Origin of the sequence: Flavobacterium sp. LS1R10, assembly GCF_003968825.1 — a bacterium.
GTDB lineage: Bacteria > Bacteroidota > Bacteroidia > Flavobacteriales > Flavobacteriaceae > Flavobacterium.
In genome coordinates this window covers 70,578-87,467 of the sequence record NZ_RYDH01000008.1, presented here as the reverse complement: position 1 = coordinate 87,467, position 16,890 = coordinate 70,578, and the positions used below count along the sequence as shown (strand labels likewise).

Sequence of the window (16,890 nt, the reverse complement as noted above, 5' to 3'; positions counted from 1 at the left end):
AAAACTTGTCTTTCCGAGTTTATTCAACACAACTAATGTAGGCTTTTTTATTTATAAATTTTAACAAACATGGACAACATATTAACGATTATTATTACGGGAATTATAGGTATTGCAGGCGGTTTTGCCATCGCAAAAATGATAGAAAAAAGCAATATCTCTAACTTGATTAAGAATTCAAAAAAAGAAGCCGCATCGATTCTTAAAGATGCCAATCTTGAAGCTGAAAATATAAAGAAGGATAAAATTCTTCAAGCGAAAGAAAAATTTATTGAATTAAAATCAGAACATGAGCAAGTGATCCTTTCTCGTGATAAAAAAGTCGCTGAAATAGAAAAAAGAGTTCGGGACAAAGAATCTCAAATTTCAAATGAATTATCAAAAGCTAAAAAAGTAAATGATGATTTTGAAGCAAAAACGGTAGAATACAACTCTAAAATAGATATCTTAGACAAAAGACAGGCTGAAGTGGACAAACTTCATAAGAGTCAATTGCAACAATTGGAAGTAATCTCCGGCTTATCCGCAGAGGAAGCAAAAAATCAATTGATTGAAGGACTTAAAGCCGAGGCTAAAAGCAAAGCAATGTCTCACATACAAGACACGATTGAAGAGGCGAAACTTACAGCACAACAAGAGGCTAAGAAAATAATCATCAACACCATTCAAAGAGTTGGAACCGAAGAAGCAGTAGAAAATTGCGTTTCAGTATTCAACATTGAATCTGATGATGTAAAAGGACGAATCATAGGCCGTGAAGGTAGAAATATCCGTGCACTGGAAGCAGCTACAGGAGTAGAAATCATTGTAGATGACACCCCGGAGGCGATTATCCTTTCCTGTTTTGATCCGGTTCGAAGAGAAATTGCACGTTTAGCATTACATAAATTAGTGACTGACGGAAGAATTCACCCGGCTCGTATTGAAGAAGTAGTAGCAAAAACTGCCAAACAAATTGACGATGAAATTATAGAAGTGGGTAAACGTACCGTTATAGACTTAGGAATTCACGGATTACACCCTGAATTGATTAAAGTAGTAGGACGCATGAAATACCGTTCTTCTTACGGACAAAATTTATTGCAACACTCCCGGGAAGTTTCTAAACTATGTGGAATCATGGCAGCTGAACTTGGCTTAAACGTAAAACTGGCTAAAAGAGCTGGTTTATTGCACGATATTGGTAAAGTTCCAGATGCTGAAAGTGATTTACCACACGCTTTATTAGGAATGCAATGGGCTGAGAAATACGGTGAAAAAGAAGAGGTTTGTAACGCCATTGGTGCTCACCACGACGAGATAGAGATGAAATCATTACTATCCCCGATCATTCAGGTTTGTGATGCTATTTCAGGTGCAAGACCAGGAGCAAGAAGACAAGTCTTGGATTCTTATATACAACGTCTAAAAGATCTTGAGGAAGTAGCGTACGGCTTCAGCGGTGTGAAAAATGCTTATGCCATTCAAGCTGGTAGAGAACTTCGGGTTATCGTAGAGAGCGAAAAGGTTTCGGATGAAAATGCGGCTACCTTATCTTTTGATATTTCACAAAAAATTCAAACAGAAATGACCTATCCGGGCCAAGTTAAAGTAACCGTAATACGGGAAACAAGAGCTGTGAATATTGCTAAATAATTTATTCAATTATAAGAAACAAAAAAACTTCTCCATACGGAGAAGTTTTTTTTTGCACTGAAAATACGGTTTTTAAAAATTATTTATCTCTTGGTAATTTTCGTTTTAGGGAACATCAAAATCATAATTACTTTTTTATATCATTTAAATGCGATTATAATTTAGATTTTATTTTTATTCAAACATAAAAAAAGTATCAATTTTATAAAATTTCAACTAAACTACACTAACCCGTTGGGTACAATTGTTTAAAACGTCAGTTCGAGTATTTTTGTAGAGTAAAACGGAACAAAACTTCTCGATACGCTTCGCACTCGAAGTGACGTGTATCGAGAATCGTTATTAATACTAATTTTCTAGTTCTCGATTAATCCCGCCTAAAAGTGGGATCACTCGAACTGACGAAAATTTCCATCAAAAACTAATTACACTCAACAGGTTAAACTAATAAAAATATTACTTTCTTGGGTGAAAAGTATTTAGAACCTGAGTAAGAAATGTTCTGTCAAGGTGTACGTATATTTCCGTTGTGGTGATTGATTCATGACCAAGCATCAGTTGTATTGCACGCAAATCAGCCCCATTTTCTAAAAGGTGTGTGGCAAAAGAATGCCTCAGGGTATGTGGACTAATTGTTTTGTGCAACGCTATGACTGACGCTAAATTTTTGATTATCGTAAAAATCATGGCTCTTGTCAGTTGGCTTCCCCTTCTATTTAAAAACAACGTATCCTCAAAACCTTTTTTTATATTCAGTTGATTTCTTTTTGTATCCCTGTAGATAATGATGAATTTTTGAGTATAATCCCCTACAGGTACAAAGCGCTGTTTGTTTCCTTTTCCGGTAACTTTTATAAAACCCTCTTCAAAAAACAAGTCGGACATTTTTAATGCCACTAATTCCGAAACCCGAAGCCCACAACCATAAAGGGTTTCCATCATAGCGCAATTGCGTTCCCCTTCATTAGAGGTCAAATCAATGGCTGCAATAAGAGTATCGATCTCATCAACAGATAAAATATCTGGAAGTTTCCTGCCCGTTTTGGGTGTTTCTATAAGTTCTAATGGATTATCTGTTCGATAGTCCTCAAACATTAAATAACCAAAAAAACTTTTAAGACCCGAGATAATTCGGGCTTGTGATCGGGGATTCACTTCTTTTGAAACACTGTAAATAAACTGTTGAAGTACTTCTTCATCAATTTGAATTGGTGAAACTTCCATTTTATTTTCAGTCAAAAAAAGACACAATCGTTGTACATCAAACGAATAATTTTCTATTGTGTTGTGAGACAAACCGCGCTCAATTTTTAAGTACGATTGATACCTTTTTATGTAAGCAGTCCAATTCATAAACACAAAGTAACACTTTTATTCATTAAAAAACCTTCCAAATTGAGAGGCTTTTGAATGTAACTATGCAAACTTTAGAAATGCAATGCAAAACCCATATTAAATTGAAAATTTGAATCATAAAACGATTTGTTAACCGCATTATTGTAGCGAATACCTGGTTCCATACTTACATTTTTGCCAAGAAAAAAAGCGTATCCTGCTTGAAAACCAATGTAGGCAGGATTTGCATCTGTATCGCCAAAGCCTACACCATTATAGGAAATCTCGACCGGAATTTTACTTTTAAAATAATACTTCAATCCTAATTTATACGCAATTGGGTCCGTGAGAGTACTGACACCATCGTCGCCATAGCCTAATCCCACTTTAATTGCTAAGTTATCTTTAATAAAATAACCCCCTTCAAGCCCTATATTATAGGCGGTAACACCATCAGATGTTTTAAAGTACAAAGAAGTATTGCCTACATTTTGCCCAAAACCTGTATTTGCTTCAATCAATCATTTTCCGTTAGAACCTTGATTTCCTTGCATTTGCAATTCATTTTCTTGAGCTTGAGCAACTAAAAAAGCAAAAAAGGCAATACCGGACAGCATAATTTTTTTCATATTGATTTGTTTTTATTGGAACGAAAGTAGATAATGCTAAATATTTTGTACGATTTTTATGAAAAAAAATAACTTTTAAAATTCACAGTATTTTTCTTCATATAAAAAATACAATTATAAATTTATAAACACACAACACACTCAATTGTAATGTTTTAAGCCAAACCAACTAAGAATAATAATTTAAAAAAACAACTATTATTCCTGTTAACAAAATGTGGACTAGTTTTTGATTAGAGAGAAGACAACAATAATAATCAAACAAAACAGTTTGTAATAAATGTACTCATTAAATTAATTTAAAAAAAAAAATATGAAAAAAATAATTCTTGTTACAGTAGTTCTTCTTGCCGCGTCAGTAGACATGCAAGCACAATTGATAAAGTTTGGGTTTAAAGGGGGTTTAAATTACGCCAATCAATCAGGAACTGATATCACCATCAACAGCGGTAATTATGATAAAGAAGCTATAACGAGTTATCATGCGGGTCTAGTAGCTGAACTGAAATTGACAGATGGTTTTTCGATACAACCCGAATTATTGTATTCCACTCAGGGAGCATCATATAAATATGCGGCTACAGAATTCAAAAAAGAGTTAGGATATTTATCTATTCCAGTGATGGCTAAATTTCATTTCAACAAAACAGTCAGTTTAGATCTTGGCCCTCAGGCCTCATTCCTATTGAGTGAAAGAAGAGAATTTGATGTAAAAAATGCAGAAACTTTTGAATTTGGAGTAGCCGGTGGTTTAACTCTAAATGTAACTAAACACATTTTCCTTCAAGGTCGTTATGTGTTGGGATTAACTGAAGCTTCAAAACAAGCAGAAGTTAAGAACTCTGTTCTTCAAATTTCAGCAGGATTTACATTCTAAAAAAATAAAAAATTAAATTTATTAAAACCGTTCTATAAATTGGAACGGTTTTTTTATTTTTACAGAAGCAGGAATTATGAAATGAGCATATCGGAAATGTAATGAAAACCAGATAAGCCACATGGGAATTCGATATTCAAATAAAAAACAAATAGCAACTACTTATGAAAATTAGTATCATCAATGGACCGAACCTCAATCTTCTGGGTCAACGCGAGCCTTCAGTTTACGGAAATCAAACTTTTGAAGAATATTTCACTACTTTACAAATTAAATACCCAGCAATAGCATTTACTTATTTCCAAAGTAACATTGAAGGGGAATTAATTGATAAAATTCAGGAATTGGGTTTTTCATTTGATGGCATTATCTTAAATGCCGGAGCGTATACACATACTTCCATAGGAATTGGCGATGCTGTAAAAGCCGTTACCACTCCAGTGGTTGAAGTTCATATTTCGAATACGTTTTCCCGTGAAAGTTTTAGACATCAATCCTATATTTCTGGAAATGCCAAAGGTGTTATTCTGGGTTTTGGTTTAAAGAGTTATGAGCTGGCGATTCAGTCATTTTTGTAGTATCAAAATAAAATAAGCCATTAGATAAATCTTTAACAAATAATTAATACGCTCTTTTGTAACTTCTTCTATTTTTGTGAAAGAAAAAACCTTCATGAAAAAATACTACTTTCTACTGCTTTTATTAGTTTCATTTGTCAGTACTGCACAAATTAAAGGAACCGTTTCGGACGAAAAAGGAAATCCCTTGCCTTTTGTGACTATTTTTCAGGAGGACACCTATAATGGAACCACTTCAAACGAGCAAGGAAACTATGAATTCAACTTAAAGAAAAAGGAAAAACAAACAGTTGTCTTTCAATTTTTAGGTTTTAAAACCCAGAAAGTAGTTATACAAACAGACAAACTCCCTTATTCGTTGCACATCAAAATGATCGAAGAAAGTTTCTCGCTGAACGAAGTAATCATCAACAAAAAAAACAATCCGGCTTTAGCGATAATAAAAAGTGCCATTGCCAGCAGAAAACAAAACACCAAAAAAACAAATCGATTCAATGCTGATTTTTATTCTCGCGGTATTTTTAAACTGAAAAATGCCCCAAAAAAAATATTAGGCCAAAAAATTGGTGATCTTGATGGCGCACTGGATTCTACCGGAACCGGAATTATTTCCTTATCTGAAACGTTTTCAAAAATAGCATTTGAGAAACCCAATAACTTAAAAGAAGTAGTTACTGCCTCAAAAGTAAGTGGCAGAGACAATGGCTACAGCTACAATACAGCTACAATACGGCTACATCTTCATTCTACGATTTTTATGACAACACCATCGATTTTAGTGTCCAAATGATTTCTCCAATAGCGAACAACGCGTTCAACTACTATAATTACACCTTAGAAAGCACTTTTTTTGACGAGAATACAAACATGATCAACAAAATAAAAGTGATTGCAAAGCGAGACAGTGAACCCGTTTTTGAAGGGTACATTTATATAGTGGAAGACTCCTGGGCGATTTACGCCGTTGATCTGGATATAAAAGGCTACCGAATAAAAGAAGAATTTCTGGATGTGATGACCTTAAAACAAAATTTCAGTTACAACAACAGCAATAAAATCTGGGCCAAAAATACCCAAAGTCTCGAAATCACAGCAGGTGCTTTTGGGATAAAATTTACCGGAAAATACAATTACGTGTATAGCAATTATGAATTCATAAATGCTTTTGCACCCAAAACATTTACAAATGAAATTACGAGAATCGAAATAAATGCCAATAAAAAAGACAGCTTATTCTGGACTACCAACAGACCCATTCCGTTAACAAATGAAGAAAGCATGGATTATGCTAGAAAAGACAGCATTTACAAGGTCCGAAATTCAGAAAAATACCTAGATTCAGTAGACACAAAAGAGAACAAGTTCAAAATCTTGAAGCTACTGAGCGGCTACACCTATAAAAACAGTAGCAAAAAACACAGTTTTAGTTATGAAGGATTATTAAATCTTGGTTCATTGAGTTTCAATACGGTGCAAGGATATAATTTTGACTCGGGATTTAAATACACCAACTGGAAAAATCAGGAAAGTAAAGGAATCTACACTTCCATAAGTACAAAACTCAATTACGGTTTTGCCGAAGATCGTTTGCGTGTCACTGGACAATTTATCCACCGGTTCAACAATCAGAATTATGCCACTTTATATATGACAGGAGGCAGTTCTGTAAAGCAATTTAATCCGAATGAACCCATCAGTAAAGTAATAAACACGATCAGTTCCCTAGCATTCAAGAACAATTTTATGAAGTTGTATAATCTGGAATCAGCGGCAATTGGCTACAGCCAAGATGTTGCAAATGGCGTGAATCTCAATGGAAAGATAGAATACCAGCAACGCAAACCAGTATTCAACAATACGGATTTTTCTTTTTTTAACAAGGACGAATTATACACTTCGAATAATCCGTTGGCACCAAATGATTTCACCACTCCCGGTTTTGAAAAACACCATTTGACGAAAATTAATGTGCTAGCAAAAATCAATTTTGGAAACAAATATTCCTCCCGTCCCGATGGAAAATTTAACATCCGAAATGAAAAATATCCAACTCTTTATTTAGGCTATGAAAAAGCAATTGCGGCTAATGATAAGAAGTATGAGTTTGACCATTTCAATACCCGATTAACGTATGATTTGACATTGAAAAATAAAGGTGTTTTAGGGTTGAATCTAAAAGCGGGAAAGTTTCTGAATGCAGATAACATTGCTTTTATAGATTACAAGCATTTTAATGGCAATCAAACCCACATTGGGCAGTCAGCGCGCTATTTGAATGTATTTGACTTACTGCCGTATTACTCTAACAGTACGAACGACAGCTATTTTGAAGTGCATACGGAATACAACGACAAAGGCTATATCATGAATAAAATACCTTTATTGAACAAACTAAAATCAACTTTGACACTGGGTGCTCACGCGCTGTCTACGCCAAACAACAAACCTTATACTGAAATTACAGTTGGGTTCGACAATTTAGGTTTTGGTAAATTTAAAATGCTCCGTATCGATTATGTTCGTTCGTACCAAAATGGATTTCAAGGAGACGGAGTAGTATTTGGGCTCAAATTTTTGAATATATTGGAATAAAAAAAGAATCTATTTGTCAGTTGCAGTACAGTCGGAAAATATAACGGCATCTCGACTGCGCTCGATGTGACAAAAACATAACGAATTAAAAAAAGGCACTCGAAAATAGTTTTGGTGCCTTTTTTAGTTTTATCATACACCACAATATTAATCATTTGGTTCCACATGAATCAACACCTGTCCCAATTCCGGAATTTCCTCTAGCAAAGTATCCTTTAGTTTATGAGCCAGATCGTGTCCTTCTTTCACGGTAATATTTGAATCGACAGTAGCATGCAAATCTACATGATATTGCATGCCGGCTTTTCGAATAAAACATTTCTCGGTATCGATAATTCCGTCAACCTGAATGGAAACCATTCGGATTTGAGCTATTAAATCGTCGTATAAATGTTCGTCCATTATTTCGCCCAAAGCGGGTCTAAAAATAAGGTAACTGTTATAAAGTATGAATCCCGAAGCAAAAAGTGCAGCCCAATCATCCGCAGATTCGTAACCATCCCCTAAAATCAAGGCAATCGAAATTCCAACAAATGCCGCCACAGAAGTTATGGCATCACTTCGATGGTGCCAAGCATCAGCTCGTAGTGAGGAACTATTGGTTTGAATGCTTCTTTTCATCACCAGTCGAAACGAATATTCTTTCCAAATAATAATTGCAGCCAGAACGAGTAATGTCCATGGTTTTGGTAATTGATGTGGCGTTCCAATATTTACAATACTTTCATAGGCAATAATTGTGGCCGAAGTAATCAAAAAACCTACCACCAGAAAAGTAATCAAAGGTTCTGCTCTACCATGTCCGTACGGATGATTTTTATCCGCTGGCTTGTTGGAATATTTAATTCCGAACAACACCAAAAAAGAAGCAAAAATATCAGTCGTTGATTCAATTGCGTCTGCAATTAGTGCATACGAATTTCCGAAAAAACCGGCTAATCCTTTGATAATAGCCAGGCAAGTATTCCCTATAATGCTAAAATAAGTCGCCTTGATCGCTGTTTGTTCGCTTGACATGCGCTTTGTTTAAAGATGAATTAAAAGTAAAATCGTTTAAGTAAACCGAATTGAATTTTAGATTTAAATTCTTTCTGGCTTACTTAAACGAAAATTTTTATGATTTATGTTATTTATGCACGTACAATATTTGCACCAATAGCTCTCAATCGTTCGTCAATACGTTCGTATCCTCTGTCGATTTGTTCAATGTTTTGAATTGTACTCGTTCCTTTTGCGGAAAGCGCAGCAATCAATAATGAAATTCCCGCACGAATATCCGGTGATGACATTGTGGTGGCTTTGAGCTGCGATTTGAAATCATGTCCCATCACAACTGCTCTATGCGGATCGCACAACATAATTTTTGCTCCCATATCAATCAGTTTATCCACAAAGAACAATCTGCTTTCAAACATTTTTTGATGAATCAAAACATCACCTCTTGCCTGAGTGGCAACTACAAGCACAATACTCAATAAATCCGGAGTAAATCCAGGCCAAGGTGCATCAGCAATTGTCAAAATAGAACCGTCAATATCTGTTTTTACTTCATATCCATCTACGTGAGCAGGAATGTATATATCATCGCCACGACGTTCCAGCGTAATTCCAAGTTTTCTAAAGGTCGTAGGAATAACACCAAGGTTGTCCCAGCTGACATTTTTTATTGTAATCTCTGATTTTGTCATTGCAGCCAGGCCAATCCAGCTCCCAATTTCAATCATATCTGGAAGAATTCTATGCTCGCAACCACCTAAACTTTCAACTCCTTCAATAGTCAATAAGTTAGACCCAACTCCAGTTATTTTAGCTCCCATAGAGTTCAACATCTTACACAATTGTTGCAAGTAAGGTTCACAAGCTGCATTATACACTGTTGTTTTTCCTTTGGCCAAAACGGCAGCCATAACAATATTTGCGGTTCCGGTTACGGAGGCTTCGTCTAATAACATATCGGCCCCTTTTAATCCTTTTGGTGCTTCAACGCCATAAAAATGATCTTCTCTGTTGTAACGAAATTTAGCGCCCAGATTGATGAATCCTTCAAAATGCGTATCCAATCTTCGGCGGCCTATTTTATCACCACCTGGTTTTGGGATATATCCTTTTCCAAATCGTGCCAAAAGTGGTCCAACAATCATGATAGAACCTCTTAAAGAACCGCCTTCTTTCTTGAATGCTTCGGTTTCCAGATACTCTATATTCACTTCATCAGCTTGAAAAGTATACGAGCCTGATCCATTTTTTTGGATTTTTACTCCTAAATTTCCTAGAAGCGTAATTAGTTTATTGATGTCAATAATATCAGGAATATTATTGATAATTACTTTTTCAGGTGTTAAAAGAACGGCACATAAAATTTGCAACGCTTCATTTTTTGCCCCTTGTGGCGTGATTTCTCCTTTTAGACTGATGCCACCTTCTATTTTGAAAATTCCCATTTTTTACAGTTATGAGTTATAAATTATTAGTTATGAGTTAAAAAGTTACGAGCTAAAAGTAATAGAACAAAATTCAAAACTTATAACTCCAATTTATAACTGACTTACAAAGGTTTCCTATTTTGGTTCTTGTGAATCGGATTTGGTTTTCCTGTTTTTGTATTCTTATTGCTAAGAATTTTGGGTTGTCCTACCGGCAATATTTTATTCGAAACCCGCTTATTGGTTCGTAATAAATCAGTGGTATTTAATAATTCCTCTGAACTTTGAATCAAATTCAACTTGCCATCAGAGAGTTCAAATAAATGTTCAAAAATGACATCATCTTTTACTGTGTCTTTGTTCCAACTCAAATATGATTTTTTCATGTGATTGGCAATTACTTTCACCAAGGCACTTTTCATATCGCCATCTTCCCATTTATTGGCCACATCAATCATGTATTTTATGTTGTTGCCATAATACCTGTATTTGGGAAAATTCTGAGGATAACTCAACACATCCGGTTTCAGCTGCAAGACTTCGCGAGATGGAGTTGGGTAGGGCGAATCCGCCACTAGTTTAAAATCAGACATTATGAAAATTTGATCCCATAATTTGTGCTGAAAATCAGGAACATCACGCAAATGCGGATTCAAGCTGCCCATGACCTGAATAATGTATTTTGCCGCTTTATTGCGTTCTACATCATCTTCAATTTTAGTTGCCTGATCAATTAATTTTTGCAAATGACGCCCGTACTCCGGAATAATCAAATGCGATCGCTCTGCATTGTATTCCAAATGATGCACTACATCGTTCGCATTTTCTTTACTATATTTTGAATTCATATTTGAATGTATATTTTTTTGATTTACGTGTTTTCTTTTTCGAATAGTGGAATCATTCGAACACCCATCCCAATTTTTTTATATCTAAAGAGAAACAATGCCTTTTATTGTAGAGACTTCTAGGTATTTATCTACTATTTCTTGTGCATCTTTCACAGTCACATCAACAGATATACTGGTAAATTTGCCTGTTTTGGATTTTGTGGTTTTGATAACCGCTCCCATACAATCAAAAGCCAACTCAACGCGTTCTACATTATCACTTTCTGTTGGCACAATAAATTTAAATAAATATTCTGCTGGCCATGTATTGCTCATATCCAACTCTACTTTTAATCTATCGTAAAATTCTTCCGTCTTCTTATCCATTTTTTATTTAAAAATAAAGGCAAATATACGGTTTCAAACGTGAATTATGAATTTTGAAATATGATTTTTTGTCTAATCGCACTTTAACCGCAATGATTTTTTCAAATCCCAATAAGTTTAAGTAAATTTGCCCCTTATTTTTTAAAAGTGCAGAAAGAAATTATAGTTATCATTGGCGGTCCAGGAACCGGTAAAACTACTATCATCGATGGATTGATAGCTCAGGGACATTGTTGTTATCCCGAAATTTCCCGGGAAGTAACATTGGAAGCAAAAAAACAAGGAATCGAGCAATTATTCCTAGAAAAACCACTGTTATTCAGCGAATTGCTTCTTGAAGGAAGAAAAAAACAATTTCAAAATGCTTCTAAAGAAATCCACGATATTGTATTTATAGACAGAGGAATTCCGGATGTTTTGGCCTATATGCATTACATAGGCGATAGTTATCCTGCTACTTTTGATACGGCTTGCCGCGAACACACCTACTCAAAAATATTCATACTCCCACCTTGGGAAGAAATTTATATCAGCGACCACGAACGTTATGAAAACTTCGAACAAGCGAAACTCATCTACAATCATCTCACTGAAACCTATGAAAATTATGGGTACAAACTCATAGAAGTTCCAAAAGATACGATGGATAACCGAATTCTTTTTATCTTAGATGAAATTTCCAGATAGTCTGCAGGTTTAGGATCTATGCTTTGGACTGTTTTTCAATGAAATGAAATCTATACTCTATGCAAGAAGCAGAAGCTATTCTTCAAAAATATTGGAAGCACAACAAATTCAGGTCACTGCAAAAGGAAATCATCGATTCCGTTTTAAGTGGTCAAGATACTTTTGCATTGATGCCAACCGGCGGTGGAAAATCAATTTGTTTCCAGATTCCGGCAATGATGAAAGAAGGCATTTGCCTGGTTATCTCGCCATTGGTAGCGCTCATGAAAGATCAAGTCGCCAATTTGCAACAGCGAAACATCAAAGCCATAGCGCTGACAGGCGGAATTCGATCCGAAGAAATGATTGATTTATTGGACAATTGCCAATTCGGAAATTACAAATTCCTTTATTTATCGCCAGAGCGTCTTCAATCCGATTGGATTTTAGAACGAATAAAAAATCTTCCCATCCATTTAATCACAATCGATGAAGCGCATTGCGTTTCCCAATGGGGACATGATTTCCGACCAGCTTATTTAAAAATTTCAGAACTAAAAAAGCATTTTCCAACAGTCCCATTTTTAGCCTTAACCGCTACTGCAACGCCAAGAGTCAAAAAAGATATCATCGCAGAACTGGGACTACATAAACCACAGATTTTTGAAAAATCATTTGCCAGAGAAAATATTGCTTATATGATTTTTGAGGTCGAGGATAAACTGTTCCGAATCGAACAAATCCTGAAGAAAAATCCACAACCTTCCATAATATATGTACGAAACAGGAAATCGTGTCTGGATATTTCCTCTCAATTGAATTCATTAGGATTTAAAGCTACGTATTATCACGGCGGACTTTCGTCCAAAGAAAAAGATAAAAACATGGAATCCTGGATGAATGAGGATGTACAGGTTATTGTGGCAACCAATGCTTTTGGAATGGGAATTGACAAAGCCAATGTAAAAACGGTCATTCACATTCAGCTTCCGGAAAATATGGAAAATTATTATCAGGAAGCCGGACGTGCGGGTAGAAACGGAGAAAGAGCTTTTGCGGTTTTATTAACCAGTCCCTCTGACATCATTCAGGCTCAAAGCCAATTTATCACTATTCTTCCTGATAAAAAGTTTTTGAATCTCATGTATGTCAAGCTTTGCAACTATTTTCAAATCGCTTACGGAGAAGGAATCAATGAACAGTTTACCTTCAATTTGCATCATTTTTGTTTAAAATATGAATTCCCAACCTTAAAAACGTACCATGCAATGCAATTCCTGGACCGACAAGGAATTATTAGCCTGTCTCAAGAATTTTCAGAAAAAATCACCCTGCAGTTTCTTATTCCCTCCAAAGAAGTGATTCGGTATATGAGTTTAAATCCAAATGACGAGGAAATTATTTTAGCCATTTTGCGCACGTATCCGGGAATTTACGAAATGCAAACGGCATTCAACCTGCAACTGATTGCTAAAAAATCAAACCATAAGGAAACTGAAATTCAGGCTGTTTTACATAAATTAAAAGAAAAGAAAATTATAGAGTACCATTCGAAAAATAATGACGCCACATTAATTTTCAATGAAGTTCGGGAAGATGACAGAACCATCAATCGAGTTTCGAAGCATTTAGAAAATCAAAATCAATTAAAAAAAGAACAGCTTCAATCCGTAATTCAGTATATAAGTGAGAAAAAAGTATGCAAAAATAAGTTGATTCTAAATTATTTTGGCGAAAAAACAACCGTTGATTGCGGTGTTTGCTCCTTTTGCATTACTAAAAAAATAAAGAAAAAAGAGGTATCGGTGCTTTCCAAAGAAATAATTGCGTTATTACAAGCAGAAGATTTAAACTCAAGAGACATTCAAAATAAAACTAAAAATAGTCCAGACGAAGTTATCTTTGTACTTCAGGATTTACTAGAAAACAACACAATTTTGGTTAAACCAAATAATAAATATACTTTACGATCATAATGGAAAAATTACGAATAGTTTTTATGGGTACGCCTGAATTTGCCGTGGGAATATTAGACACGATACTTAAAAACAACTACGAAGTCGTAGGTGTCATTACTGCTGCAGACAAACCTGCAGGTCGCGGACAAAAATTAAAATACTCAGCAGTAAAGGAATACGCACTAGCCAATAATCTAACTTTATTGCAGCCTTTAAACTTAAAAGACGAAACTTTTTTAGCTGAATTAAAAGCGTTGAATGCTAATTTGCAAACTGTAGTTGCGTTTAGAATGCTGCCAAAAGTAGTTTGGGAAATGCCCTCTTTAGGCACTTTTAATCTTCATGCTTCGCTCCTACCGAATTATCGCGGCGCGGCACCCATAAACTGGGCAATCATTAATGGAGAAACTAAAACTGGTGTCACCACTTTTTTTATCGATGATAAAATTGATACAGGCGCAATGATTTTAAGTTCGGAAATTCCAATTGATGAAACCGAAAATGCGGGACATTTGCATGACCGATTAATGGAATTAGGAAGCAAGGCCGTTATTGACACTTTGGCACTGATCGAAAAAGGAAGTGTATCGACAGTGATTCAAAAAGACACCAACGATATCAAAACAGCCTACAAACTCAACAAAGAGAATTGCAAAATAGACTGGACAAAATCAGCGCAGGAAATAAACAATCTAATCCGAGGTTTGAGTCCGTACCCAGCGGCTTGGAGTTACTTTGGCGACAATAGTGAAGAGTGGAATGTAAAGCTATACGAAGCCAAAATAATCACTGAGGAACATAATTATGCTGTCGGGAGTTTAATTTGTACCAAAAAAGAAATGAAGGTAGCGGTAAAAAAAGGATTTATCCAAATACTTACTCTACAGTTTCCAGGCAAAAAGAAAATGAATACTTCTGAATTTCTGAACGGGATTGTATTTTCTGTTGACGCAAAAGTCTATTAACACCAACAAAAAGGGCACTTCATACACTTTAACAAGAAACAATCTTTACTTTATCAACAAAAAAAATAAGTTATCAACAAAATACTCTAAATTAACACAAAACGCTTGCAAGGAACGTATTTCCTACTAAATTTGTGTATTAACAATTTTTTTTAACCAACAATTAATAACTAATTATTATGAACAAATCAGAATTAATCGATGCTATCGCTGCTGATGCAGGAATTACAAAAGCTGCAGCAAAATTAGCTTTAGAGTCATTTTTAGGTAACGTAGGCGGAACTTTGAAAAAAGGTGGAAGAGTATCTTTAGTAGGTTTCGGATCATGGTCAGTATCTGCCAGAGCTGCAAGAGACGGTAGAAATCCTCAAACAGGAAAAACTATTCAAATCGCTGCTAAGAATGTAGTGAAATTTAAAGCTGGAGCAGAATTAGAAGGTGCAGTAAACTAATTTTTATCCTTCCTAAATATAATAAAACCTTCCATCTGGAAGGTTTTTTTATACGTTTCAACGATTTTATATGGCGCCCTTAAAATAAAAAACCTAAATTTAATGAAAAATCTAATCCGATGATAACAGATAAGATAAAAAAAGGATATTTGCTTATAGCAGAGCCTAAAATAATTGGGGATTTATCATTCAATAGATCGGTAATTTTATTAGCTGATTATAATGAAGAAGGATCCGTAGGGTTCATAATTAATAAACCTTTAAAGTACACTATCCACGATTTAATTCCGGAGATAGCGGCACGATTTAAGATTTATAATGGTGGTCCGGTAGAACAAGACAACTTGTATTTCATTCATAATATCCCTGAATTAATTCCAAATAGCATTGAAATATCTAATGGAATATATTGGGGTGGTGACTTTGAAGCGACTAAAGAGCTCATCAATAAAGGAGAAATAAGCAAAGACAATATCCGATTCTTTTTAGGTTATACCGGCTGGCATGAAAACCAACTAGAAAGCGAAATGGAAAGTCGCTCGTGGATTATAACGGCAAACAGTTATGAAAACAAAATAATTGGAACATCAGCCACTCATTTCTGGAAAGAACAGATTATGGAATTAGGCGGCGAATACCTCATCTGGTCTAATGCTCCAGAAAATCCATACCTAAATTAAGCATTTCGGACTATTTCGTTGAGTTTTTCTAATAATTGAGTCGATACGTGAGTTGTAAATATTTTTTTGCGGTATCGCGTTACGGGTTGAATGCCTTTTATTACGTTCGTTATAAATAATTCATCCGCTTTTTGCAGGTCAAACGGAGAGATCACTTCCTCGACAACCTCTAAAGTTTCTATTTTTTTAGCCAGACTTAAAATCTGTTTTCTCATGACGCCGTTTAAACACCCCTCAGAAACCGGAGGCGTAATCAATTTATCACCCATTAGCATAAAGATATTCCCCTGCAATGCTTCTACTACATTCTTGCTATCATTGAGTACTAAGCAATTGTCCAAGCCATTTTCATTAGCGAAAATACTTCCTGTTATATTGATAATTTTATTAGTCGTTTTGATAGACGACAGCAATTGTTTTGTGATATAGAAGTCTTTGTATAAATCTACTTCATATTCTTTCTTTTCAATTGAATACAAAGTGTTCTCAAGCGCTATTGAATGGATCAAAAAAGAAACCGTATTATTTTGCGGCAAATAATACCCGCCATCGTTTCTATATACTGTAATTCTGGCTCGGGAGGAAAGAGAGAGACCCGTTTTTTTTACTAAAGAGAGAATTTGTTCCTCCAGGTATTCCATGGTGAAATTCATTGGGATTTCCATACGCACCACCCGCATAGAAGACATTAACCTGAAATAATGATCTTCTAGAAAAAGAATTGTATTATTTACTATTTTAACTGTTTCAAAAACACCGTCACCATATAGAAAAGCACGGTTTTGAAACAATACATTGGTGTCCTGTGACACAATAGTTCCATTAAAATTAATCATAAAAAAGCCCTAAATTTTATTCAAGGCAAATATAAGTCATAAAATAT

17 protein-coding genes are annotated in these 16,890 nt (G+C 35.1%); 10 read left to right on the top strand and 7 right to left on the bottom strand.

The window, feature by feature from the left end:
• Positions 1–69 precede the first annotated feature (69 nt).
• Complete coding sequence (gene rny / locus EKL96_RS13290; RefSeq protein ID WP_126463186.1) at positions 70–1,635, top strand: ribonuclease Y; 1,566 nt, start codon at positions 70–72, stop codon at positions 1,633–1,635.
• Positions 1,636–2,091: 456 nt separating this feature from the next.
• Here rny and xerD read toward each other — a convergent pair whose 3' ends face one another.
• Together xerD and EKL96_RS13280 are read right to left on the bottom strand one after the other, a co-directional pair.
• Complete coding sequence (xerD, locus tag EKL96_RS13285) at positions 2,092–2,988, bottom strand: site-specific tyrosine recombinase XerD (protein ID WP_126463183.1); 897 nt, start codon at positions 2,986–2,988, stop codon at positions 2,092–2,094.
• Between the two features lie 74 nt (positions 2,989–3,062).
• Complete coding sequence (locus EKL96_RS13280) at positions 3,063–3,491, bottom strand: porin family protein (protein WP_231507397.1); 429 nt, start codon at positions 3,489–3,491, stop codon at positions 3,063–3,065.
• Positions 3,492–3,912: 421 nt separating this feature from the next.
• Between EKL96_RS13280 and EKL96_RS13275 the strand changes: the two genes are divergently transcribed.
• The 4 genes from EKL96_RS13275 (at position 3,913) to EKL96_RS13265 (ending at position 7,646) form a co-directional block, all read left to right on the top strand.
• A complete protein-coding gene (locus tag EKL96_RS13275) occupies positions 3,913–4,476 on the top strand; it encodes a porin family protein (protein ID WP_126463181.1) in 564 nt (187 codons plus the stop codon).
• Positions 4,477–4,640: 164 nt separating this feature from the next.
• On the top strand, positions 4,641–5,054 hold the full coding sequence (gene aroQ / locus EKL96_RS13270) for a type II 3-dehydroquinate dehydratase (protein ID WP_126463179.1): 414 nt from the start codon (positions 4,641–4,643) through the stop codon (positions 5,052–5,054).
• Positions 5,055–5,148: 94 nt separating this feature from the next.
• Positions 5,149–5,844: a carboxypeptidase-like regulatory domain-containing protein gene (locus EKL96_RS14520; RefSeq protein WP_233579313.1), complete on the top strand. Its 696-nt coding sequence runs from the start codon at positions 5,149–5,151 to the stop codon at positions 5,842–5,844.
• A complete protein-coding gene (locus tag EKL96_RS13265) occupies positions 5,841–7,646 on the top strand; it encodes a DUF5686 family protein (RefSeq protein ID WP_410503644.1) in 1,806 nt (601 codons plus the stop codon). Before EKL96_RS14520 ends, EKL96_RS13265 begins: the two co-directional genes overlap by 4 nt.
• A gap of 147 nt (positions 7,647–7,793) precedes the next feature.
• Here EKL96_RS13265 and EKL96_RS13260 read toward each other — a convergent pair whose 3' ends face one another.
• The 4 genes from EKL96_RS13260 to EKL96_RS13245 form a co-directional block, all read right to left on the bottom strand.
• Positions 7,794–8,663: a cation diffusion facilitator family transporter gene (locus tag EKL96_RS13260; protein WP_126463177.1), complete on the bottom strand. Its 870-nt coding sequence runs from the start codon at positions 8,661–8,663 to the stop codon at positions 7,794–7,796.
• A gap of 113 nt (positions 8,664–8,776) precedes the next feature.
• Positions 8,777–10,087 carry a UDP-N-acetylglucosamine 1-carboxyvinyltransferase gene (gene murA, locus EKL96_RS13255; protein ID WP_126463175.1) on the bottom strand — a complete coding sequence of 437 codons (1,311 nt, stop codon included), beginning with the start codon at positions 10,085–10,087 and terminating at the stop codon, positions 8,777–8,779.
• A gap of 104 nt (positions 10,088–10,191) precedes the next feature.
• The gene (locus EKL96_RS13250; protein ID WP_126463173.1) at positions 10,192–10,917 is read right to left on the bottom strand and encodes a DUF4290 domain-containing protein; all 726 of its coding nucleotides are present in this window, start codon (positions 10,915–10,917) and stop codon (positions 10,192–10,194) included.
• A gap of 84 nt (positions 10,918–11,001) precedes the next feature.
• Positions 11,002–11,286 carry a DUF493 family protein gene (locus EKL96_RS13245; RefSeq protein WP_126463171.1) on the bottom strand — a complete coding sequence of 95 codons (285 nt, stop codon included), beginning with the start codon at positions 11,284–11,286 and terminating at the stop codon, positions 11,002–11,004.
• 147 nt (positions 11,287–11,433) lie between these two features.
• Between EKL96_RS13245 and EKL96_RS13240 the strand changes: the two genes are divergently transcribed.
• The 5 genes from EKL96_RS13240 (at position 11,434) to EKL96_RS13220 (ending at position 16,007) form a co-directional block, all read left to right on the top strand.
• Positions 11,434–11,973, top strand: a complete 540-nt coding sequence (locus EKL96_RS13240; protein ID WP_126463169.1) for an AAA family ATPase — start codon at positions 11,434–11,436, stop codon at positions 11,971–11,973.
• 59 nt (positions 11,974–12,032) lie between these two features.
• Positions 12,033–13,928: an ATP-dependent DNA helicase RecQ gene (locus EKL96_RS13235; protein WP_126463167.1), complete on the top strand. Its 1,896-nt coding sequence runs from the start codon at positions 12,033–12,035 to the stop codon at positions 13,926–13,928.
• Positions 13,928–14,875: a methionyl-tRNA formyltransferase gene (gene fmt / locus EKL96_RS13230; protein WP_126463164.1), complete on the top strand. Its 948-nt coding sequence runs from the start codon at positions 13,928–13,930 to the stop codon at positions 14,873–14,875. Before EKL96_RS13235 ends, fmt begins: the two co-directional genes overlap by 1 nt.
• A gap of 179 nt (positions 14,876–15,054) precedes the next feature.
• A complete protein-coding gene (locus tag EKL96_RS13225; RefSeq protein ID WP_073017033.1) occupies positions 15,055–15,327 on the top strand; it encodes an HU family DNA-binding protein in 273 nt (90 codons plus the stop codon).
• Positions 15,328–15,446: 119 nt separating this feature from the next.
• Positions 15,447–16,007: a YqgE/AlgH family protein gene (locus EKL96_RS13220; protein WP_126454436.1), complete on the top strand. Its 561-nt coding sequence runs from the start codon at positions 15,447–15,449 to the stop codon at positions 16,005–16,007.
• Here the strand turns inward: EKL96_RS13220 and EKL96_RS13215 are convergent.
• Entirely contained in the window at positions 16,004–16,843 is an 840-nt protein-coding gene (locus EKL96_RS13215) for an aminotransferase class IV (RefSeq protein WP_126463162.1), read from the bottom strand. The genes EKL96_RS13220 and EKL96_RS13215 overlap by 4 nt on opposite strands.
• Positions 16,844–16,890 lie beyond the last annotated feature (47 nt).

Bases quoted from the DNA above. Each gene is read 5' to 3' on its own strand.
- rny (WP_126463186.1), top strand. From the start codon at position 70: ATGGACAACATATTAACGATTATTATTACGGGAATTATAGGTATTGCA.
- xerD (WP_126463183.1), bottom strand. From the start codon at position 2,988: ATGAATTGGACTGCTTACATAAAAAGGTATCAATCGTACTTAAAAATT.
- EKL96_RS13275 (WP_126463181.1), top strand. From the start codon at position 3,913: ATGAAAAAAATAATTCTTGTTACAGTAGTTCTTCTTGCCGCGTCAGTA.
- aroQ (WP_126463179.1), top strand. From the start codon at position 4,641: ATGAAAATTAGTATCATCAATGGACCGAACCTCAATCTTCTGGGTCAA.
- EKL96_RS14520 (WP_233579313.1), top strand. From the start codon at position 5,149: ATGAAAAAATACTACTTTCTACTGCTTTTATTAGTTTCATTTGTCAGT.
- EKL96_RS13265 (WP_410503644.1), top strand. From the start codon at position 5,841: ATGATTTCTCCAATAGCGAACAACGCGTTCAACTACTATAATTACACC.
- EKL96_RS13260 (WP_126463177.1), bottom strand. From the start codon at position 8,663: ATGTCAAGCGAACAAACAGCGATCAAGGCGACTTATTTTAGCATTATA.
- murA (WP_126463175.1), bottom strand. From the start codon at position 10,087: ATGGGAATTTTCAAAATAGAAGGTGGCATCAGTCTAAAAGGAGAAATC.
- EKL96_RS13250 (WP_126463173.1), bottom strand. From the start codon at position 10,917: ATGAATTCAAAATATAGTAAAGAAAATGCGAACGATGTAGTGCATCAT.
- EKL96_RS13245 (WP_126463171.1), bottom strand. From the start codon at position 11,286: ATGGATAAGAAGACGGAAGAATTTTACGATAGATTAAAAGTAGAGTTG.
- EKL96_RS13235 (WP_126463167.1), top strand. From the start codon at position 12,033: ATGCAAGAAGCAGAAGCTATTCTTCAAAAATATTGGAAGCACAACAAA.
- fmt (WP_126463164.1), top strand. From the start codon at position 13,928: ATGGAAAAATTACGAATAGTTTTTATGGGTACGCCTGAATTTGCCGTG.
- EKL96_RS13225 (WP_073017033.1), top strand. From the start codon at position 15,055: ATGAACAAATCAGAATTAATCGATGCTATCGCTGCTGATGCAGGAATT.
- EKL96_RS13220 (WP_126454436.1), top strand. From the start codon at position 15,447: ATGATAACAGATAAGATAAAAAAAGGATATTTGCTTATAGCAGAGCCT.
- EKL96_RS13215 (WP_126463162.1), bottom strand. From the start codon at position 16,843: ATGATTAATTTTAATGGAACTATTGTGTCACAGGACACCAATGTATTG.